Source organism: Comamonas sp. CAH-2 (assembly GCF_009668305.1).
In the GTDB taxonomy this organism is placed as follows: Bacteria; Pseudomonadota; Gammaproteobacteria; order Burkholderiales; family Burkholderiaceae_C; genus Comamonas; species Comamonas aquatica.
Map to the genome: position 1 here is coordinate 40270 of NZ_VSWF01000006.1, position 17607 is coordinate 57876.

Sequence of the window (17607 nt, forward strand, 5' to 3'; positions counted from 1 at the left end):
GCTGCCTGCACTGAATCCACAAGGAGTTCACATACTTTCATATGCCAAACCCTTGAGAAACAGGCTCTTGCAGCTCTTTTTATCGAAGCACACGCGTATCAGCCATCGACCGCCTCGGCACCGGCGGATTCCGCCGCCAGCGGCAGCGGCTTGCCGACGGCATAGTGGTGCACCAGGCCCATCAGCTCCTCGTCCGAATACGGCTTGCCCAGGTAGTGGTTGGCCCCCAGCTCCATGGCCAGATCGCGGTGCTTTTGCGCCATGCGCGAGGTGATCATGATGATGGGCAGGTGCTGCAGCCGCGCCTGCGCGCGGATGTTGCGCAGCAGGTCGAACCCGTCCATGCGCGGCATCTCGATGTCCGACAGCACCACGCAGGGCAGCTCCTCCTGCAGCTGCTCCAGCGCCTGCAGGCCATCAGCCGCCGTGACCACCCGGTAGCCCTCGCGCTGCAGCAGGCGCTGCGAGACACGGCGCACGGTGATGGAATCGTCCACCACCATCACCAGGGGCACCTGGCTGGCGGCCTGCATCCCGGACAGCGGCACCTGCGGCGCCATCGCGTGCTGCAGCTGCTGGGCCGCCTGCGCGTCCAGCAAGGCCGGCAGGCCCGCACCCAGCTGGCGAATCTGCGTGCCATACACGGCCGTCAGCGCCACCGGGTTGTAGATCAGCACCACCGCCCCGGAAGCCAGCACCGACATGCCGGTCAGCCCCGGCAGGCGCGACATCTGCGCCCCCAGGTGCTTGACCACCACTTCCTGGTGGCCCAGCACTTCGTCCACGTGCAGCGCAATGCGCTGCGAGGCGCTGCGGCAGATGACCACGGGGCGCGTCTTGCCGGCGCCGACTTCCAGGCTGCGCGGCGACTGGCTCCACACCGCACCGGCCCAGAAGAAGGGCACGCGATCCTCGCCATCGACCAGCTCGCCGGTGCGGTAGGCCGCCTCCAGGTCCGCCAGGCTGACGCGGCGCACCACCTCGACCAGGCTGGCGGGCACGCCCACCGAGAACTCGCCCGCGCGCAGCATCACCACCTGCGTCACGGCCGTGGTCAGCGGCAGCACCAGGCGGAAGGACGAGCCCTGCCCGTCCTGGGTCACGGTCTCGATGCGCCCCCCCAGGGCCTGGACTTCCGAGCGCACCACGTCCATGCCGATGCCGCGACCGGACACACCGGTCAGCTGCTCGGCCGTGGTGAAGCCCGGCATGAACACCAACTGCGCCGCGCGGGCGGCATCCACCGTTTCCTCGGCCGTGATCAGGCCACGCTCCAGCGCCTTGTCGCGGATGCGCGCCACGTTCAGGCCGGCGCCGTCGTCGCTGACGCGGACGGCCACGTCGTTGCCTTCCTGCTGCACCTGGACCTGGATGCTGCCGGTGGCCGGCTTGCCCGCGGCCACGCGCTCCTCGGGGGTCTCGATGCCATGGTCCACGCAGTTGCGCAGCAGGTGCTCGAAAGCTGGCACCATGCGCTCCAGCACGCCGCGGTCCATCTCGATGGTGCCGCCGGACAGGCCCAGCTTCACCTGCTTGCCGGTTTCCTTGGCTGTCATGCGCACCACAGCGTACAGGCGCTCCGAGATCGCATCGAACTCCACCATGCGCGTGCGCAGCAGGTCGCGCTGCAGCTCGCGCGCCTGGCGGCCCTGGGCCACCAGATCGTCTTCCGCCCCCGCCACATCGCGCAGCAGGTTGCGTTGCACCGTGGCCACGTCGTTGACCGACTCGGCCATCATGCGGGTCAGCTCCTGCACCCGGGTGAAGCGGTCAAATTCCAGCGGATCGAAGTCCGCGCCCGCCTCCTTGGACAGCTGCATGCGCGACTGCATCTGGGATTCGGCCTGCACCTCGATGTCGCGCAGCTGGTGGCGCAGACGCTCGAGGTTGTGGGTCAGGTCGTTGAGCGAATGCTTGATGCTGCCCACCCGCTCATCCAGGCGCGAGCGGGCAATCATCACCTCGCCAGCCTCGTTGATCAGGCGGTCCAGCAGCTGCGCGCGCACGCGCACGGTCTGCTGCACGCCCTGGCGCACGCCACCGGCCAGCGCTGGTGGCGGCGCTTCTGGGGCCACGGCCACAGGCTGTGCCACGGCCGCCGGGGCGGGGGCGGCATCCACCACATTCGCCACCTGGGGCTGCGCCGCCGTGGCTGGCGGCACGGCATCGTCGGGCAGTGCCCCCTCCAGGCTGCTGGCCACCGGTTCGATGCGGACCGGGGTTTCGGGGGCTTGCTCGCCCACCGCGCGCAACAGGCCGAAGCTGGCTTCCATGCTGTCCAGGCGCCCGAACAGCGGCTCGATCTGCTCGGTGGTGACCGTGTCGACATCCAGCGCCTCCAGCGCCGACTCCAGGCGATGGGCCATTTCGCCCAGGCGCAAGGCACCGGCCAGCCGGGCGCTGCCCTTGAGGGTGTGCAAGGCGCGCAGCAAGGTGCTGCGGGCTTCAAGCCGCGTCGGATGCCCTGCCCATTCCCGCATCGCGGCGCCCAACACGGGCAGCAGTTCCACCGCTTCCTCTTCAAAGATCGGGAACAGGTCCGGATCAATGACATCGAACGCATCGATGTCATCGTCGCCGTCCACCACAGCCTGGGGCATCGCGGCATCGGATGGCGGCACCAGCGGCGCACTGCGCTCCTGTGCCACGGCGGCAGCCTGCGGCAGGGGTTCGTCCACCTCGGCCGGTGCTTGCGCCGCGACCGGTGCGGGCGCCAGCTCCAGATTGGCTTGCAGCACGTCCTGCAAACGCTGCTGCACCTCGGCCGAAGCCGTGCGCAGGAAGCCGGCCGCAAACTGGTGCAGCAAACCACGGATTTCCTCCGCTGCCTGCACAAACACCTGGACCTGCTCGGCCACACCGCAGGCCTGGGGCTCCACGTGCTGCAGCGCGGCTTCCAGCTTGCGTGCCAGGCCCGACAGTGCCTGGAAGCCGACGGTGGCCGAGCTGCCAGCCAGCGAGTGGGCCCACGCGATCACGGAATCGGGCTGGGCTTCCTCCAGGTTCTCCTGCCAGGCAGTCAGTGCATCCAGCAAACGGTAGGACCAGCCCTCGGCCTCGCTCAGATACACGTTGAACAGGGGCAGAGGCACCGACAGATCCCCGATCTGCTTGACCTGCGCGGCAGGCGGCTCCGCCGGCGCTGCATCGGCTGCGGGGATGGCCGCGGGAGCAAAGGGCACCTCGTCCACCCCGGACAAGATGAGCTCGGACTCGGACTCGGGATCGAGCTCGGCAGTGGCGGCCACATCCTCCAGCATCCCGGCTTCGGCGGTCGCCTCCACAGACTCCGCCACCTCGGACGGCGCGGGCCGCTCCACCACCTCTTCACGCGATGGCGCAACCGGCAAGATGGGCGCAGAGATGCCGTCGCCCGCCTCGTGCAACAGCGCATCGAACTCGTCAAAACTGATTTCCTCGGCCTGCGGCACCTCCATCGCACGGGCCTCGGGCTCCTCCAGCGCGGGCAGCGCCGCGACTGGTTCCTCCGCCCATGCCTCGGTCACGGCCTCCGGCGCCAGCGGCGCAGCAGCTTCTGCCGTCACGGGCACGTCGCCCGACAGTGCTGCCACGTCCAGGCTGTCGAACGCAGCCGGTGGCGCTGCCTCGGCAGCCTCGATCAACGCTGGCGCACTGGCCGTCAGGTCCTCGAGGTCCAAGGCCTGCGCTGTCGACCACTGTGCCGCATCGACCTCGGCCACCGGCGGTGCCACCTCCGTGGCTGCCGCGCCCTGCACCGCCTGCCTGTCCAGCGGAATGAAACGGGCGTCCAGGCGCATGGCATCGGCACTGGCGCGAAACGGTGCGGACTGCCAGTGCTGGTCCGCCTGGGCTTCGATCGCTCCGACCCAGGCCTCGAAGGCATCCAGCGCCTGCCCGGACAGTTGCCGCATGGGCTCGGGCATGGCCTTCTGCTCAGCCAGCCAGGCGTTGAGCATCTGCTCCATGGCCCATCCAGCCTGCCCGAAATCGTCGAGCCCCACCATGCGCGAGCTGCCCTTGAGCGTATGGAAAGCCCGGCGCAGCACGGTTTGCTCGCTCAGGTTGGCAGGCTCCTCGGCCAGGGCCTGCAAGGCTGCACGGCCGTTGGACACCACCTCCCGGGCCTCTTCCAGGAAGATGCCCAGCAGTTCGCCGTCCGTATCTTCCGGCTCCACCTGCAACACGGGTGTGGGGACAGGGGCAGCCACGGCCTGGGTGTCCGCCACAGGCGGCGTGATTGCGGCCTTGGATGCCGGCGCAAGGTCTGCGGATGGCTGCGACACGGCCTCTGTGGCGGCGGCAGGCACCGCCTCGGGAGTGACTGGGACCTCCGGCGCGACAAGCTCCACAGGGGGTGGACTCTGTGGCTCGCGGGCCTGCATGGCCTCCCGGGATGCCGGCCCCTCGCCATCGCTGGCACGGTGGCGCACGCGCCCCATCAGCAGCTTCAGCTCGCCCTCTTGCTCATCGAACTCGTAGAGCTTGCGCGCCAAGTTGCGCTGGTAGCTGAGCATGTCGATCAGAAAGCCCAAGGCGCCCAGGCTGTTGCCCATTTTGTTAAACAGGCGGTGCTGTTCGTCCTCCGGCACCTGCTCGGTCTGCAGGCGCTCCACGTTCTGGCGCATGCGCACCATGGCCTGCGAGGCCTGGTCCAGCCCCAGGACCGACAGCACGCCACGCATCTGCGACAAATGCGCCGCCACGGGTGCCAGCACCGCCGTATCGGCAGGGTTGCGGAAATACTGGTCCAGCAGTTTTTCGGCATCGGCCAGGGTGCCGCGCAATTCGCCCACCACGCTGCCCATGGTCTGCTGGTCGCTGACCTGGCGGTACAGCTGCTCCATCCAGGGCTCCAGCGGCTGGGCCGGTTGCCCGGCCAGCACCTGCAGCAGACGGCCCGCCAAAGTGTCGGCATGCGAAGCCATCGCATCGTCGGCCATGTCCAGCGAGGCGAAGGCCGCCTGCAGGTACAGCACGGCCGTGGCCACCTCCATCGCCACTTCTGGCGACGGCGACTGGGCCTGGGTGGCCACGCTGTGCACCACCTGCATCAAGGCCCTGGCCAGGGGCAGGCTGCCCGGATGCAGCTTGACCAAGGAATCGCAGACCAGGGTGAATTGGTCCACGGCAGGCTTGCATTTCTGGACATCCCCCCCGGCCAGGGCCGACCAGACTTCGGTGGCCGTCGCAATCCGCTTGCGCGCCTGGGCCAGCAGGTGGGGATCGAAACGGCCAAACCGCGGCTGTTCGTAATTGACGACCGCATGGCGCTGCAGATCGAAGGCCTCGTGCACCGCACGCCAGACCACGGCCACGGCCTGCCCGGGGTGCCCTTCCTGCGCCGCCTGGGCACAGAAGAACAGCATGTCCTGCAGCAGCCGCTCGGGTGCGACGGGATCGCTTTTGGCCAGGGCCGCACTCACCGTCAACAGCCGCGAGGCCACGCGTTTGGTGTAGATGTCGGGCTTGAGCAGGCCGTGCGCCATCGCATCGAAAAACGCCGCGGCCACCTTCCAGAAGATGCGCATCTGCACATCGGTCTGGGCCTGGGCAAAACCCAGGCAGATTTCCCGCATGCGCTCGCCAGCAGGGGCCACCTCACTGCCCTTGACGATCTGCAAGACCGACGTATCCAGCACCTTGCGGGGCTCGGGGCCATAGCCCAGCGGCGACACCTCGTACGGCAGCGCCGGGTCGCGCAGTCGGCGTTCCACCGGCCACAGGTCGGCCGGGTGCACCTTGGTGTGGTTGCCGAACAAGGCCTGCACGTCGCGGTACTGCGGGAACAGCGCCACGGCAGAGACCGGCTTGCCGGCCAGCACCGACTCCAGGAACTCCAGCAAGGCAAAGCTGGCTTTTTCCAGGGTCAAGGCCACGGCCTCGGTGCAATCCGCGGGTTGCTGCACATAGTGCTGCATCGCCGTTTCCATGGCCCGCAGCAACAGCGCAGCCTGGGGCATGCCCACCATGTCCAGGGCACCGCTGGACTGGTGCAACTGCTGCTTGGCCATGCGCAAGGGACTGCTGTCCAGCGCCGCCAGGTCCGAATCGCGGGCCTCTTCGGCCTCGCGCACAAAACGACGCGTCGCCTTGACGGCGGCGTCCATCGACTTGCGCAGTTCGTCAAGCACCCAGGCCAGCGGTCCGAGATCCCGGTCGCTCTGGGAAACATGCCCGATCGGTGCGGTGGCTTCAGTTGGTGACATGGTTCATCCTTGGCTTCTCCCAGCCGCAATCCTGTGCGCCGCGCCCCATCCGTCGCGCTGCACGTCAGTCAATCTTGAATCGAGCCACCGACTGGCGCAGCTCCTCGGCCATGTGCGCCAAGTCACGCACCTGCTGGGCGGTGGTGCGCGTACTTTCGCCGGTCTGCTCGGTCACCGCAAAAATGTGCTGGATGTTGCCAGCCACATCGTTGGCCAGCTCGGCCTCGCTCTGGGTGGTGTGCGCAATCTGCTCGATCAGCTCGGCCAGACGGCGTGACACGCTGTCAATCTCCGACAAGGCCGTGCCCGCAGAGTCTGACAGACGCGCGCCTTCGACCACACCCTGGGTCGACCGCTCCATCGCCGCCACCGCATCCTGGGTGTCCGTCTGAATCGTTTTCACCAGCACCGAAATCTGCCGCGTCGCATCCGCAGAGCGTTCTGCCAGGCGCTGCACTTCTTCTGCCACCACGGAGAAGCCGCGCCCGGCCTCCCCTGCCGAAGCAGCCTGGATGGCGGCGTTCAAGGCCAGCACGTTGGTCTGTTCGGTAATGTCCGAGATCAGCTCGGTGATTTCACCGATCTCCTGCGAGGATTCGCCGAGGCGCTTGATGCGCTTGGAGGTTTCCTGAATCTGGTCGCGGATGGCATTCATACCGCCAATCGTGTTCTGCACCGCCTGCTGCCCCTGCTCGGCCGCCAGCAGCGACTGGCGCGCCACCGTGGCAGACTCCTGGGCCTGGCCCGACACCGTCGTGATGCGGGAGGCCATGTCCAGAATCGACTGCCCGGTTTCACGAATCTCACGCAGCTGCTCGGCCGAGGTCGCCAGCAGCTCCGACGAGGTGCTGTCCACCTGGGCCGTGGTCTGGGCCACGCGGGTCGCCGTGTTCTGCACGCTGCCCACCAGCAGTCGCAGCTCTTCCACCGTGTAGTTCACCGAGTCGGCAATCGCACCGGTGATGTCCTCGGTCACCGTGGCTTCCTGCGTCAGATCCCCTTCCGCCACGTTCTGCAGCTCGTTCATCAAGCGCAAGATGGCGGCCTGGTTGGCGTCATTGACGCGCTTGGCCTCCTGCTCCTGGCGCCGTGCATCGCGTTGCTGCTGCTCGGCCAGCTCCTGGCGTTGGCGGCTGTCCAGCAGTTGCACGCGGGAAATGCCCACACCGCACACCAGCACGAACAGGCCCAACAGCACCAGCAGGGCCATCTGGCCGGCGGAGATACCCGCCTGCTCCGACAGCTTGTTCTGCAGGTTTTCCAGCTGCGAGCGCAGCGGCTCGCTGTCGCCAATGATGGAATTCTGCGCCTCGCGGGCAGCCACCAGGCCTTGCAGATTGGTCAGGATCGAGGTCGCCTGGGTTCGTGTCTGCTCATACTCCTGCAGCATGGCCTTGAGCTGTTCGCGCACCTGCCCATCGCGCGCCGGCGACAGGCGCAGCTCAGCGTTGCCTTGCAACAGCCCTTCGGCCAGCTCCTTGAACGAGTTCAAGTCGCGTCCCAGCAAAAACACGGCCTCGGGGCTCACGCCATCGACCGTCTGGAATTCGTTGGCCGATTTGCCGATCCGCTGGGTCAGCATCAGCAACTGGCTGGATGCGGCAATCTCGGTGGCCGAGGCGCCGAGCTGCAGCTTGCTGTTGGCCACCGCTTCCGCCAGCTCGAGCAGCGTGGAGGACTGGCGGTTGATCGAACGCAGGGCATCCCCGGCCTGGATCAGCACGGCTTTTTGCGCCAGCACCGCCTGCGCATTCTTTTCCGCACGCTGGGCCAAGGCGCTGACGGACCCCAGGTCCTGCTCGAACGCGGCATCCACGCTTTGCACGCCCAGTTCGGCATCGCCCTGTGTCAAGGCACGCACATTGCGCCCCAGCACGCTGGCACTGTCCTGCAGCTCCACAAACGCGCTCTCCTTGCCCAGCAAGGCCTGCGTCACCGATTTGGCCAAACGCTGCGACTGCATCAGCGACTGCCCCGTGGCGGCCAGCTGCTTGGCGGAGCGGTCGGCCTGCTGCAGCACCCAGCCGGCCACCAGGGCCAGCAGCAACACCCCGAGCGCCAGCATGGTCAGCAGGCGGCGCTGGTGCGTGGCGGCAGGTGCCGGGCCTAGCAAGGGCAGCTCGATGCTGCCCTGCTCCAGCGTCAAGTCATCCATCAGGTCCGTGTCCTGGACACTCTGCAGGGTATCTGCCGTCAGCGTGTGCTGGCTGGAATCCTCCGTCGCTGCCGCTGCCACCGCCTCATTCTTTTCGCCGGACCTGCGACGAAAAATACTCCCGACCTGCTGGATAAAAGACATGCTCGTCCTCGAAGAATCAATGGATCAGATGCGTATGCTCAAGAATTCCGGGGTCTGGACCAGGTGGTGCAACTGCAGTACCTGCCACACGGCCCCGGCGCTGTCGGCATAGCTCGCACCCACCATACCCGCAGCCAAGGGGCCTGCGCCCTGCGGCACCTCAACACCCTCGGAGATAAAGTCCTCCACGCCACGCAGGCCCATCAAGCGGTCCACCACCAGGGCGGCATTCACCTGCAGGGTGGGATTGACCGCCAGCAGGCTGACTTCGTGCAGGGACTGCTCGGTACGTTCCACCGGGTGCTCCAGAAAGGCACACAGATCGACCACCCCGGCCAGGGTGCCGCGCAGGTTGGCCACCCCCCAGAACCAGGGCAGGGTGTATGGCACACGCAGCACGCCCGACCAGGGGAAGATCTCCCCGGCCTGCTCCAGCGGCAGCAAATAATTGCGTCCACCGGCCTGGATGGCGAGCCAGCGGGCGCTGCGGGACGTGTTGCTGCGCGCCGCCTGCAAGCGCTCAGCCAGGCGCGTTTGAAGATCGCGCAGCGCTTGTCGGTTGGCCATAGGTCACCGCCTCACGCGTTGTTCAGGGCTGCAATCTTGGCCTGCAGTTCCGCAGGGTTCACGGGCTTGGTGATGTAGTCACGCGCGCCCTGGCGCAAGCCCCAGACCTTGTCGGTCTCCTGGTTCTTGCTGGTGCACATGATGATGGGCACATCGGCGTACTTGGTGTCGCGGGCGATCGAGCGCGTGAGCTGGAAACCATTTTGCCCGGGCATGACCACGTCCATCAGGATCAGGTCCGGCTTTTCCTCGCCCAGCCGCTGGATCGCCTCCTGCGCATTCTCCGCCGTGCGCACGCTATAGCCCTGCTTTTGCAGCAGGTCCGTCAAGAACATGAGCTCCGTCTTGGAGTCATCCACGACCAACACCTTCTCGATAGGCATATGCCTCTCCTCTCGTTGTATTTTTCAGGGGACCGAGTCAGGCGGTGCGTCCGAACTGTTGCACAGCCTGCAGCAACTGATCCTTGGAGAACGGCTTGGTGAGGTATTCCTGGCACCCCACCATCCTGCCGCGGGCCTTGTCGAAGACGCCGTCCTTGGAAGACAGCATGACGATCGGCGTGTCCGAAAAATGGGCGTTGCGCTTGATGATGGCGCAGGTCTGGTAGCCATCCAGCTTGGGCATCAGGATGTCGCAAAAAATCAGCTGCGGCTGAAAGTCGTTGACCTTGGCCAGCGCATCGAAGCCATCCTCAGCCAGGAGCACCTCGTGCCCCCCTTGCTTGAGGAAGATCTCGGCACTGCGGCGGATCGTATTGCTGTCATCGACAACCAGCACCTTGAACGATGCGTTTGCTGCACTCAATTGGCACCCCTTGAGTTAGTGGAACTCCCCAGCAGGGCCACACGCTACCTGCCTGCCTCTCAAATTTCGACCATCTCAAAGTCTGATTTGCCCACCGCGCATTCAGGGCAGGTCCAGTCATCGGGAACATCTTCCCAGCGCGTTCCGGCCGGAATGCCATGTTCGGGGTCGCCCACCGACTCGTCGTACATCCATCCGCAAATCAAACACATCCAAGTTTTAGGGTCGGCCACAGCTTAAAGTCGCATCCAATAGAATGCAACGATTGTATATAGCCGCCTGCCGCACCCTCTTGACAGACAGGCGGCCATTGGGACAACGCATGGCCTTTCAGCCCCCCGCAGTTCCAACTGCACCAAACACCCCCGAAGATTCCGAAGCTGCCCTGGCACAGCCAATGTGCGTGATGAGTTTCAACGCCTGCGACCCCAGCGGAGCCGGCGGTCTGACGGCCGACATCACCACCATCGCCTCTGTGGGCGGCCATCCGGTGGCCGTGGTGACGGGCGTTGTCGTGCGCGACACCAGCCACGTGTTCTCGCACTCGGCCATCGACGATGAAACCGTCAGCGACCAGGCGCGCGCCGTGCTGGAAGACATTCCCGTGCGGGCCATCAAGGTCGGCTTTGCCGGCAGCCCCGCCAACCTGGCGGCGATTGCCGAGCTGGCCAGCGACTACCCGGACATTCCCATCGTCAGCTACATGCCCGACCTGTCCTGGTGGCAGGGCGATGGCCTGGAAGAGTACCTGGATGCCTTTCAGGCTCTTGTCATGCCTCAAACCTCGGTGTTGGTTGGCAACCACGGCACGCTCAGCCGCTGGCTGCTACCGGACTGGTCGCAAAGCCGTCCGCCCAGCGCTCGCGACATCGCCAAGGCCGCCGAGGCCCTGGACGTGCCCTTCGTGCTGGTCACCGGCATCCCCCTGCCCGACCAGTACATCGACAACGTGCTGGCCTCGACCGAGACCGTGATTGGCAGCAGCAAGTTCGAGATGTTCGACGGCAGCTTCCACGGGGCGGGCGACACGCTGTCGGCGGCGCTGACGGCGCTGCTGGCCGCGGGCAACGACCTGGGCGCGGCAGCGCAGGACGCACTGGAATACCTGGACCACAGCCTGGGCAGCGGCTTTCGCCCAGGCATGGGTCAACTGATACCCGACCGTATGTTTTGGGCGCAGCCCGATGACGCTGCCGAAGCCGCCGAAAGCGACGAAGATAGCGCGCACCCCCCGACTGACGCCCCACCTGCGGACGACGAACCGCCGCCGCTGGAAGGCTTCGAGATGCATCCCCATGACACCAAACACTGATCTGAATCTTCCCCTGTTCGAGCGCGCCAAGACCATCATCCCTGGTGGCGTGAACTCCCCGGTGCGTGCCTTCAATGCCGTGGGCGGCACGCCGCGCTTTGTGCAGCGTGCGCAAGGCGCCTACTTCTGGGACACCAACGACCAGCAGTTCGTCGACTACATCGGCAGTTGGGGCCCAATGATCCTGGGCCACGGCCACCCCGAGGTGGTCGCCACCGTGCAGGCGGCCGTGCTGGAAGGCTTCAGCTTTGGCGCGCCGACCGAACGCGAAGTGGTGCTGGCCGAGAAGATCCGCGAGCTGGTGCCGTCCATGGAGATGCTGCGCATGGTGTCTTCCGGCACCGAGGCCGGCATGAGCGCCCTGCGCCTGGCACGCGGCTACACCGGTCGCAACAAGATCATCAAGTTCAACGGCTGCTACCACGGCCACGCCGACTCCCTGCTGGTCAAGGCCGGCTCGGGCCTGGCCACGTTCGGCGCTTCGTCGTCGGCCGGTGTGCCAGCCGATGTGGTCAAGGACACCATCGTGCTGGAGTACAACGATGTGGCCCAGCTGGAGGAAGCCTTCGCCAAGATCGGCAGCGAAGTCGCCTGCGTGATCCTGGAGCCGATCGCCGGCAACATGAACTTCGTGCGCGCCTCGGTCGAGTTCACCCGCCGCATCCGCGAGCTGACGCAGGAACACGGCGCGCTGATGATCTACGACGAGGTGATGACGGGCTTCCGCGTCGCCCTGGGCTGCGCGCAAAGCCTCTACGCCCAGCACATCGAGGGCTTTGTGCCCGACCTGACCGTGCTGGGCAAGGTGATTGGCGGTGGCATGCCCATGGCGGCCTTCGGCGGGCGGCGCGAGATCATGCAAAAGCTCTCGCCCCTGGGCCCGGTCTACCAGGCCGGCACGCTGTCGGGCAACCCGATTGCCACGGCCTGTGGCCTGAAAACGCTGGAGCTGATCAGCCAGCCCGGCTTCCATGCCGAGCTGCACCTCAAGACCGGCCACCTGATGCAGGGCCTGAAGGCCGAGGCGGACGCCGCCGGCATTCCCTTCAGCATCGACTGGCAGGGCGGCCTGTTCGGCTTCTACCTGCTGCCCGAGCTGCCCAGCACCTACCACGCGGTGATGAAGACCGACGGCGCGCTGTTCAACAAGTTCTACCACGGCATGCTGGCGCGCGGTCACTACTTCGCCCCGGCGCTGTACGAGGCCGGCTTTGTGAGCAGTGCCCACACCGAGGCCGACATCGAACGCACGGTGGAAGCCGCCCGCGCGGTGTTCCAGACGCTGTAAGCGTTTTTTCACGCCCTGGCGCCCGCCCCGCACGCTGCCGCGTCGCGGGGCGTTGTTTTTAGCGCGGTGGCTGAAAATCCTTTTTCACCCGCTCGACCGCCACGCGCGTCACGCAATCGGGGGCGTGGTCGTTGACCATGCCCATGGACTGCATGAAGGCGTAGACCGTGGTGGGGCCGACGAACTTCCAGCCACGCTGCTTCAGGGCCTTGGCCAGGGCCTGGGATTCGGCCGTCTGCGCCAGCAGCGCCGTCCCCTGGCCGGGCGTGGCGGGCGCGAAGCGCCAGAAGAAGGCGGCCAACGAGCCCTCCTGCGCCACCATCTCCACGGCGCGGGCGGCGTTGTGGATCACGGCTTCGATCTTGCCGCGGTGGCGCACGATGCCGGCATCCTGCAGCAGGCGCTGCACATCGGCCTCCGTGAAGCGGGCCACCTGGTGAAAGTCGAACTGCGCAAAGGCAGCACGAAAATGGTCGCGCTTTTGCAGGATGGTGTACCAGCTCAGGCCGGACTGGAAGGCTTCCAGGCTGATCTTCTCGAACAACCGGCGGTCGTCCGCCACGGGAAAGCCCCATTCATGGTCGTGGTAGTGGATGTAGCGGTCGGTGGCCAGGCACCAGCTGCAACGCGAGTGGCCGTCGGGGCCGGGTCCAGAGGGAATCATGCAAAGCGCTCCTTGGCGGCCACTGTAAGGCAAACAGGGCCCACCAAAAACCCAGCATCTCCAGACGTTGGGTTTTAAAAAGCATAGCTTTTAGCGCTGAAGGAACAACGCTTTCAAATGCTTTTCGCACGGAAACTTTGATCTATCGAGCGCTAACCGCTCACTTTTAGCAAGCACCACCGCCACGCCCGCACGCTGCGGCAGACAGGGGGCATGCGCGGCGTCCTGCGCCAGGGCAGGCTGCCCGCAGGGGGCCGTCCGGCATCGCCGCCCCGCTGGCGGGCGCAGCCCTAGGCCTGGGCCAGGCGCGAATGGCGCATGCCGTAGCCCACATAGATCAGCACGCCCAGCGCCATCCAGCCCACAAAGCGCAGCCAGGTCAGCGTGGTCAGGTTCAGCATCAGGTAGACGCACAACAGCGCCGACAGCACGGGCAGCGCGGGCGCCAGGGGCACGCGGTAGCCCCGCGCCTGCGGGTTCTTGCGGCGCAGCACCAGCACGCCCAGGCTGACCAGCACGAAGGCCGACAGCGTGCCGATGTTGATCATTTCTTCCAGCAGTTCCACCTTGGTGAAGCCGGCCAGCACCGCCACCACCGCCCCCACGGCCAGCTGCAGGCGCACCGGCGTCTTGCGGGTGCTGGAGGTCACGCCCCAGCTGCGCGGCAGCAGGCCGTCACGGCACAGCGCCAGCAGCACGCGCGAGCTGCCCATCAGCAGCACCATGACCACGGTGGTCATGCCGATCAGCACGCCGACCGAGATGACCTGCGCTGCCCAGCCCGCGCCCACGGCGATGAAGGCCGTGGCCAGCGAGGGGTTCTCGGCCTTGGCCAGCTCGGTGTAGGGCACCATGCCGGTCAGGGCCAACGTCACCAGGATGTAGAGCACCGTCACCAGTGCCAGCCCGCCCAGGATGCCGCGCGGCAAGGTGCGCTGCGGGTCCTTGACCTCCTCGGCCGAGGTGGCCACCACGTCGAAGCCCAGGAAGGCGAAGAACACCAGCGCAGCGCCCGACACCACCCCCAGCCAGCCGTACTGGCTGGGCGCGGCACCAAACAGCCATGCCAGCATGGGCTGGCCCCAAGCGTCGCCCGTCACCCCGTGCGCCACCACCGGCGGCTGGGCCGGCGGCACAAAGGGCGTGAAGTGGTCGGGGTTCATGTAGGTGAAGCCCACCACGATGACAAACAGGGTGATGGCGATCTTCACCAGCGTGAACACGTTGTTGACCCGCGCCGACACCTGGGTGCCGGCAATCAACAAGCCCGTGAACACGGCGACGATGAAGAACGGCCCCCAGTTCAGCGACAGCGCGCCCAGCTGCAGGGTCTGGGGGATGTCCACCCCGGCCGTCGAGAACACCGCCGACAGGTAGATGCCCCAGTACTTGGCAATCACGGCAGCGGCGGAAATCATCTCCAGCAGCAGGTTCCAGCCAATGATCCAGGCCAGCCCCTCGCCCAGGGTCAGGTAGGTGTAGGTGTAGGCACTGCCGGTGACCGGCACGTTGGAGGCGAACTCCGCGTAGCACATGATGGCCAGCGCGCAGGTGAAGGCCGCCAGGATGAAGGAGAAGATCACCGCCGGCCCGGCGAAGGTGCCCGCCGCGCGCGCGCCCACCGAGAAGATGCCCGCGCCCACGGCCACCGCCATGCCCAGGATGATCAGGTCAAAAGTGCCCAGCGTGCGCTTGAGCTGGCGCCCTGGTTCGTCGGCATCGGCCAGCGCCTGTGCGACGGTCTTGGTTCGTAACCACTGCATGCAAACCCTTTGGGCCGCCCACCACCGCGCACGGCGCAGGCTGCCATATCGTTTCAAAACGACAATCCTAGGGATTACCCTTTGCCCACGCACAAAGCCTGCGCTTACGCCCTGTAGAGCGCTTGATTTTTGCAACGGCCACTGCAGCCCGGGCACAGGCACGTTAGCGTGCACCGACGCTCAAAAAACCTGCTTCACATCTTCAAAGTGCCACTGCATACTGCAAGAAAAGATCGCTGCACGCAAAAAATCACCCCCATGGCAACAGGGATCGAGATCGGCACCTTCGCTGACGAGGGACGGGGCGGGGGCTGGCCGCCAGTCCCTGCCCCGCTCTGCCACCAGGGGCCGCGGGCTGCGGTACACCACGTGCCCACCACCGCGCACTGCCAGGGCGTTCGGCCCGGCGCAAACACCCAGGCCCCGGCCTGCGTGGACCCTGCCTAGGGCTGGGGCGCGGGCAGGGCCAGGATCCACTGCGCCATCAGCTCGGCCTGCTCTGGCGTCACCTGCGGGTGGCGCGGCATGATGGTGCGGCCCCAGACGCCGACACTGCCCTCGCGGATCTTGCCGGCCAGGTACTCGGTAGCATCGCTGCGGCCCTGGTAGCGCTGCGCCACCTCGGCCAGGCTGGGGCCCACAAACTTGCGGTCCACCCCGTGGCAGCGCATGCAGTCACTGCCTTGCACCAGGCGCTGGCCCTGCACCAGCTCGGGCCGCTGCTGCGCCACGGCCTCGGTCTTGGCCGCCGTGGCCTGGTCCGAGGGCGTGCCGATGTACAGCCGCACGCCCAGATTCAGCAGCCCCAGCACCACCAGGATCATGCCAATGATGATGACCCAGGCCAGCCACTTGGGGCGCTGCACCGGCTCGTCGTCGTAGTCCTGCATGGATACGCTTCCTTTTTCCTCAAAACAAAAACGGCACGGAGGCCGAAACCACCATGCCGAGTGTGCAATGCCTGGCCCAAGCTGGGTTCCAGCAGGGGCTTGGCCGGCCGTGCCGTGCGCGCAGCCCGCCGCGGAGGGGCGATGGGCCGCAGCGCCCATCCCGAAGACCGTCGCCGTGCTACGGCAGGGGATGGCCACGCGGCCTCACGCGCGCCAGGCGGCGCGGTTCCGTGCGATCAGTGGCGGAAGTGGCGCACGCCGGTGAAGACCATGGCCACGCCGCGCTCATTGGCGGCGTCGATGACTTCCTGGTCGCGCATGGAGCCACCGGGCTGGGCCACGCAGGTCGCGCCAGCGTCCACCACCACGTCCAGACCGTCGCGGAAGGGGAAGAAGGCATCCGACGCCACCACGGTGTTCTGCAGGCTCAGCTTGGCCGCTTCGGCCTTGATGGAGGCAATCCGCGCCGAATCCAGGCGCGACATCTGACCCGCGCCCACGCCCATGGTCATGCCGTTCTTGCAGAAGACGATGGCGTTGGACTTGACGAACTTGGCCACCTTCCAGGCGAACAGCAGGTCTTGCAGTTCTTCTTGGGTAGGCTGCTTGATGGTTACGACCTTCAGCTCTTCCAGCTTCAACTCGTGGTTGTCAGCCGATTGCAGCAGCAAGCCCGAACCCACGCGCTTGGTTTCCAGTGCGTTGCGCACGCTGCCGTAGTTCTCTGGCAGGGCAATCTTCATCAAGCGCACATTGACCTTGGACTTGAAGATCTCCAGCGCTTCGGCTGTGAAGTCCGGGGCCATCAGCACTTCCACGAACTGCTTGGACACCGCTTCGGCCGCGGCCTTGTCCACGGGGCGGTTGAAGGCAATGATGCCGCCGAAGGCGCTGGTGGGGTCGGTCTGGAAGGCCTTGGAGTAGGCTTCAAAGGGGTTGGCACCAATGGCCACACCGCAAGGGTTGGCGTGCTTGATGATCACGCAAGCAGGCACGTCAAAGCTCTTGACGCATTCCCAGGCCGCATCGGCGTCGGCGATGTTGTTGTAGCTCAGCTCCTTGCCCTGCAGCTGCACGCCGGTGGCCAGCGAACCGGCCGCCGGGGCCAGGTCACGGTACCAGGCGGCCTGCTGGTGGCTGTTTTCACCGTAGCGCAGGTCTTGCACCTTGACGTACTGCTCGTTGAACTGGCCGGGGAATTCGGCACGGGCAGGCACGTAGTCTTCGCTCAGCTTTTCGTCTTCAAACTTCACCGAAGACAGGTAGTTGCTGATGGCGCCGTCGTACTGGCTGATGCGGTTGAATGCGGCCACGGACAGGGCAAAGCGCAGCTTGTCCGACAGCTTGCCGGCGGCCTTGAGTTCGGCGATCACGGCCTCGTACTGGTCGGCGGCAGTGATCACGCCCACATCCTTCCAGTTCTTCGCAGCCGAGCGCACCATGGCGGGACCACCGATGTCGATGTTCTCGATGGCATCTGCCAGGGTGCAGCCGGGCTTGGCCACGGTGGCTTCGAATGGGTAGAGGTTCACCACCAGCAGATCGATGGTTTCGATGCCGTGTTCCTTCAGGGCCGCCATGTGCTCAGGAAAATCGCGGCGCGCCAGCAGGCCACCGTGCACCTTGGGGTGCAGGGTCTTGACGCGGCCGTCCAGCATTTCGGGGAACTGGGTGACTTCGGCCACCTCGGTCACGGGCAGACCCTGGTCGGCCAGCAGCTTGGCGGTGCCACCGGTGGACAGCAGTTGCACGCCCAGGGCGTGCAGGGCTTGTGCAAATTCAACGATGCCGGTCTTGTCGGAGACGGAGAGCAGTGCTTTCATGGTGCA

General features: G+C 66.3%; 12 protein-coding genes. 2 read left to right on the forward strand and 10 right to left on the reverse strand.

The annotated features are described in order from the left end of the window. Positions 1 to 98: 98 nt before the first annotated feature. From FYM52_RS06045 to FYM52_RS06070, 6 genes are all read right to left on the reverse strand, one after another. Positions 99 to 6188, reverse strand: a complete 6090-nt coding sequence (locus FYM52_RS06045) for an Hpt domain-containing protein (protein WP_154163446.1) — start codon at positions 6186 to 6188, stop codon at positions 99 to 101. Positions 6189 to 6252: 64 nt separating this feature from the next. Continuing rightward, positions 6253 to 8487, reverse strand: a complete 2235-nt coding sequence (locus FYM52_RS06050) for a methyl-accepting chemotaxis protein (RefSeq protein WP_154163447.1) — start codon at positions 8485 to 8487, stop codon at positions 6253 to 6255. A gap of 24 nt (positions 8488 to 8511) precedes the next feature. After that, complete coding sequence (locus FYM52_RS06055; RefSeq protein WP_154163448.1) at positions 8512 to 9054, reverse strand: chemotaxis protein CheW; 543 nt, start codon at positions 9052 to 9054, stop codon at positions 8512 to 8514. An 11-nt stretch (positions 9055 to 9065) separates the two neighbouring features. Further along, a complete protein-coding gene (locus tag FYM52_RS06060) occupies positions 9066 to 9437 on the reverse strand; it encodes a response regulator transcription factor (RefSeq protein ID WP_042415197.1) in 372 nt (123 codons plus the stop codon). A 37-nt stretch (positions 9438 to 9474) separates the two neighbouring features. Next, a complete protein-coding gene (locus FYM52_RS06065) occupies positions 9475 to 9861 on the reverse strand; it encodes a PleD family two-component system response regulator (protein ID WP_043380869.1) in 387 nt (128 codons plus the stop codon). A 59-nt stretch (positions 9862 to 9920) separates the two neighbouring features. Then, positions 9921 to 10073 carry a rubredoxin gene (locus tag FYM52_RS06070; protein ID WP_042415201.1) on the reverse strand — a complete coding sequence of 51 codons (153 nt, stop codon included), beginning with the start codon at positions 10071 to 10073 and terminating at the stop codon, positions 9921 to 9923. A gap of 110 nt (positions 10074 to 10183) precedes the next feature. Here FYM52_RS06070 and FYM52_RS06075 point away from each other — a divergent pair, with 110 nt between their 5' ends. Both FYM52_RS06075 and hemL read left to right on the forward strand, forming a co-directional pair. Then, a complete protein-coding gene (locus FYM52_RS06075) occupies positions 10184 to 11173 on the forward strand; it encodes a bifunctional hydroxymethylpyrimidine kinase/phosphomethylpyrimidine kinase (RefSeq protein WP_154163449.1) in 990 nt (329 codons plus the stop codon). Continuing rightward, entirely contained in the window at positions 11157 to 12461 is a 1305-nt protein-coding gene (hemL, locus tag FYM52_RS06080; RefSeq protein ID WP_045266247.1) for a glutamate-1-semialdehyde 2,1-aminomutase, read from the forward strand. Before FYM52_RS06075 ends, hemL begins: the two co-directional genes overlap by 17 nt. 58 nt (positions 12462 to 12519) lie before the next feature. Here the strand turns inward: hemL and FYM52_RS06085 are convergent, their stop codons facing one another. The 4 genes from FYM52_RS06085 to purH form a co-directional block, all read right to left on the reverse strand. Further along, positions 12520 to 13125, reverse strand: a complete 606-nt coding sequence (locus FYM52_RS06085; protein ID WP_154163450.1) for a DNA-3-methyladenine glycosylase I — start codon at positions 13123 to 13125, stop codon at positions 12520 to 12522. 290 nt (positions 13126 to 13415) lie between these two features. Next, complete coding sequence (locus tag FYM52_RS06090; RefSeq protein ID WP_043380849.1) at positions 13416 to 14888, reverse strand: amino acid permease; 1473 nt, start codon at positions 14886 to 14888, stop codon at positions 13416 to 13418. A 443-nt stretch (positions 14889 to 15331) separates the two neighbouring features. Further along, positions 15332 to 15778, reverse strand: coding sequence for a c-type cytochrome (locus FYM52_RS06095; RefSeq protein ID WP_154163451.1), 447 nt, complete (start codon positions 15776 to 15778; stop codon positions 15332 to 15334). Positions 15779 to 16014: 236 nt separating this feature from the next. Further along, complete coding sequence (purH, locus tag FYM52_RS06100; RefSeq protein ID WP_154163452.1) at positions 16015 to 17601, reverse strand: bifunctional phosphoribosylaminoimidazolecarboxamide formyltransferase/IMP cyclohydrolase; 1587 nt, start codon at positions 17599 to 17601, stop codon at positions 16015 to 16017. Between the last annotated feature and the right edge of the window lie 6 nt (positions 17602 to 17607).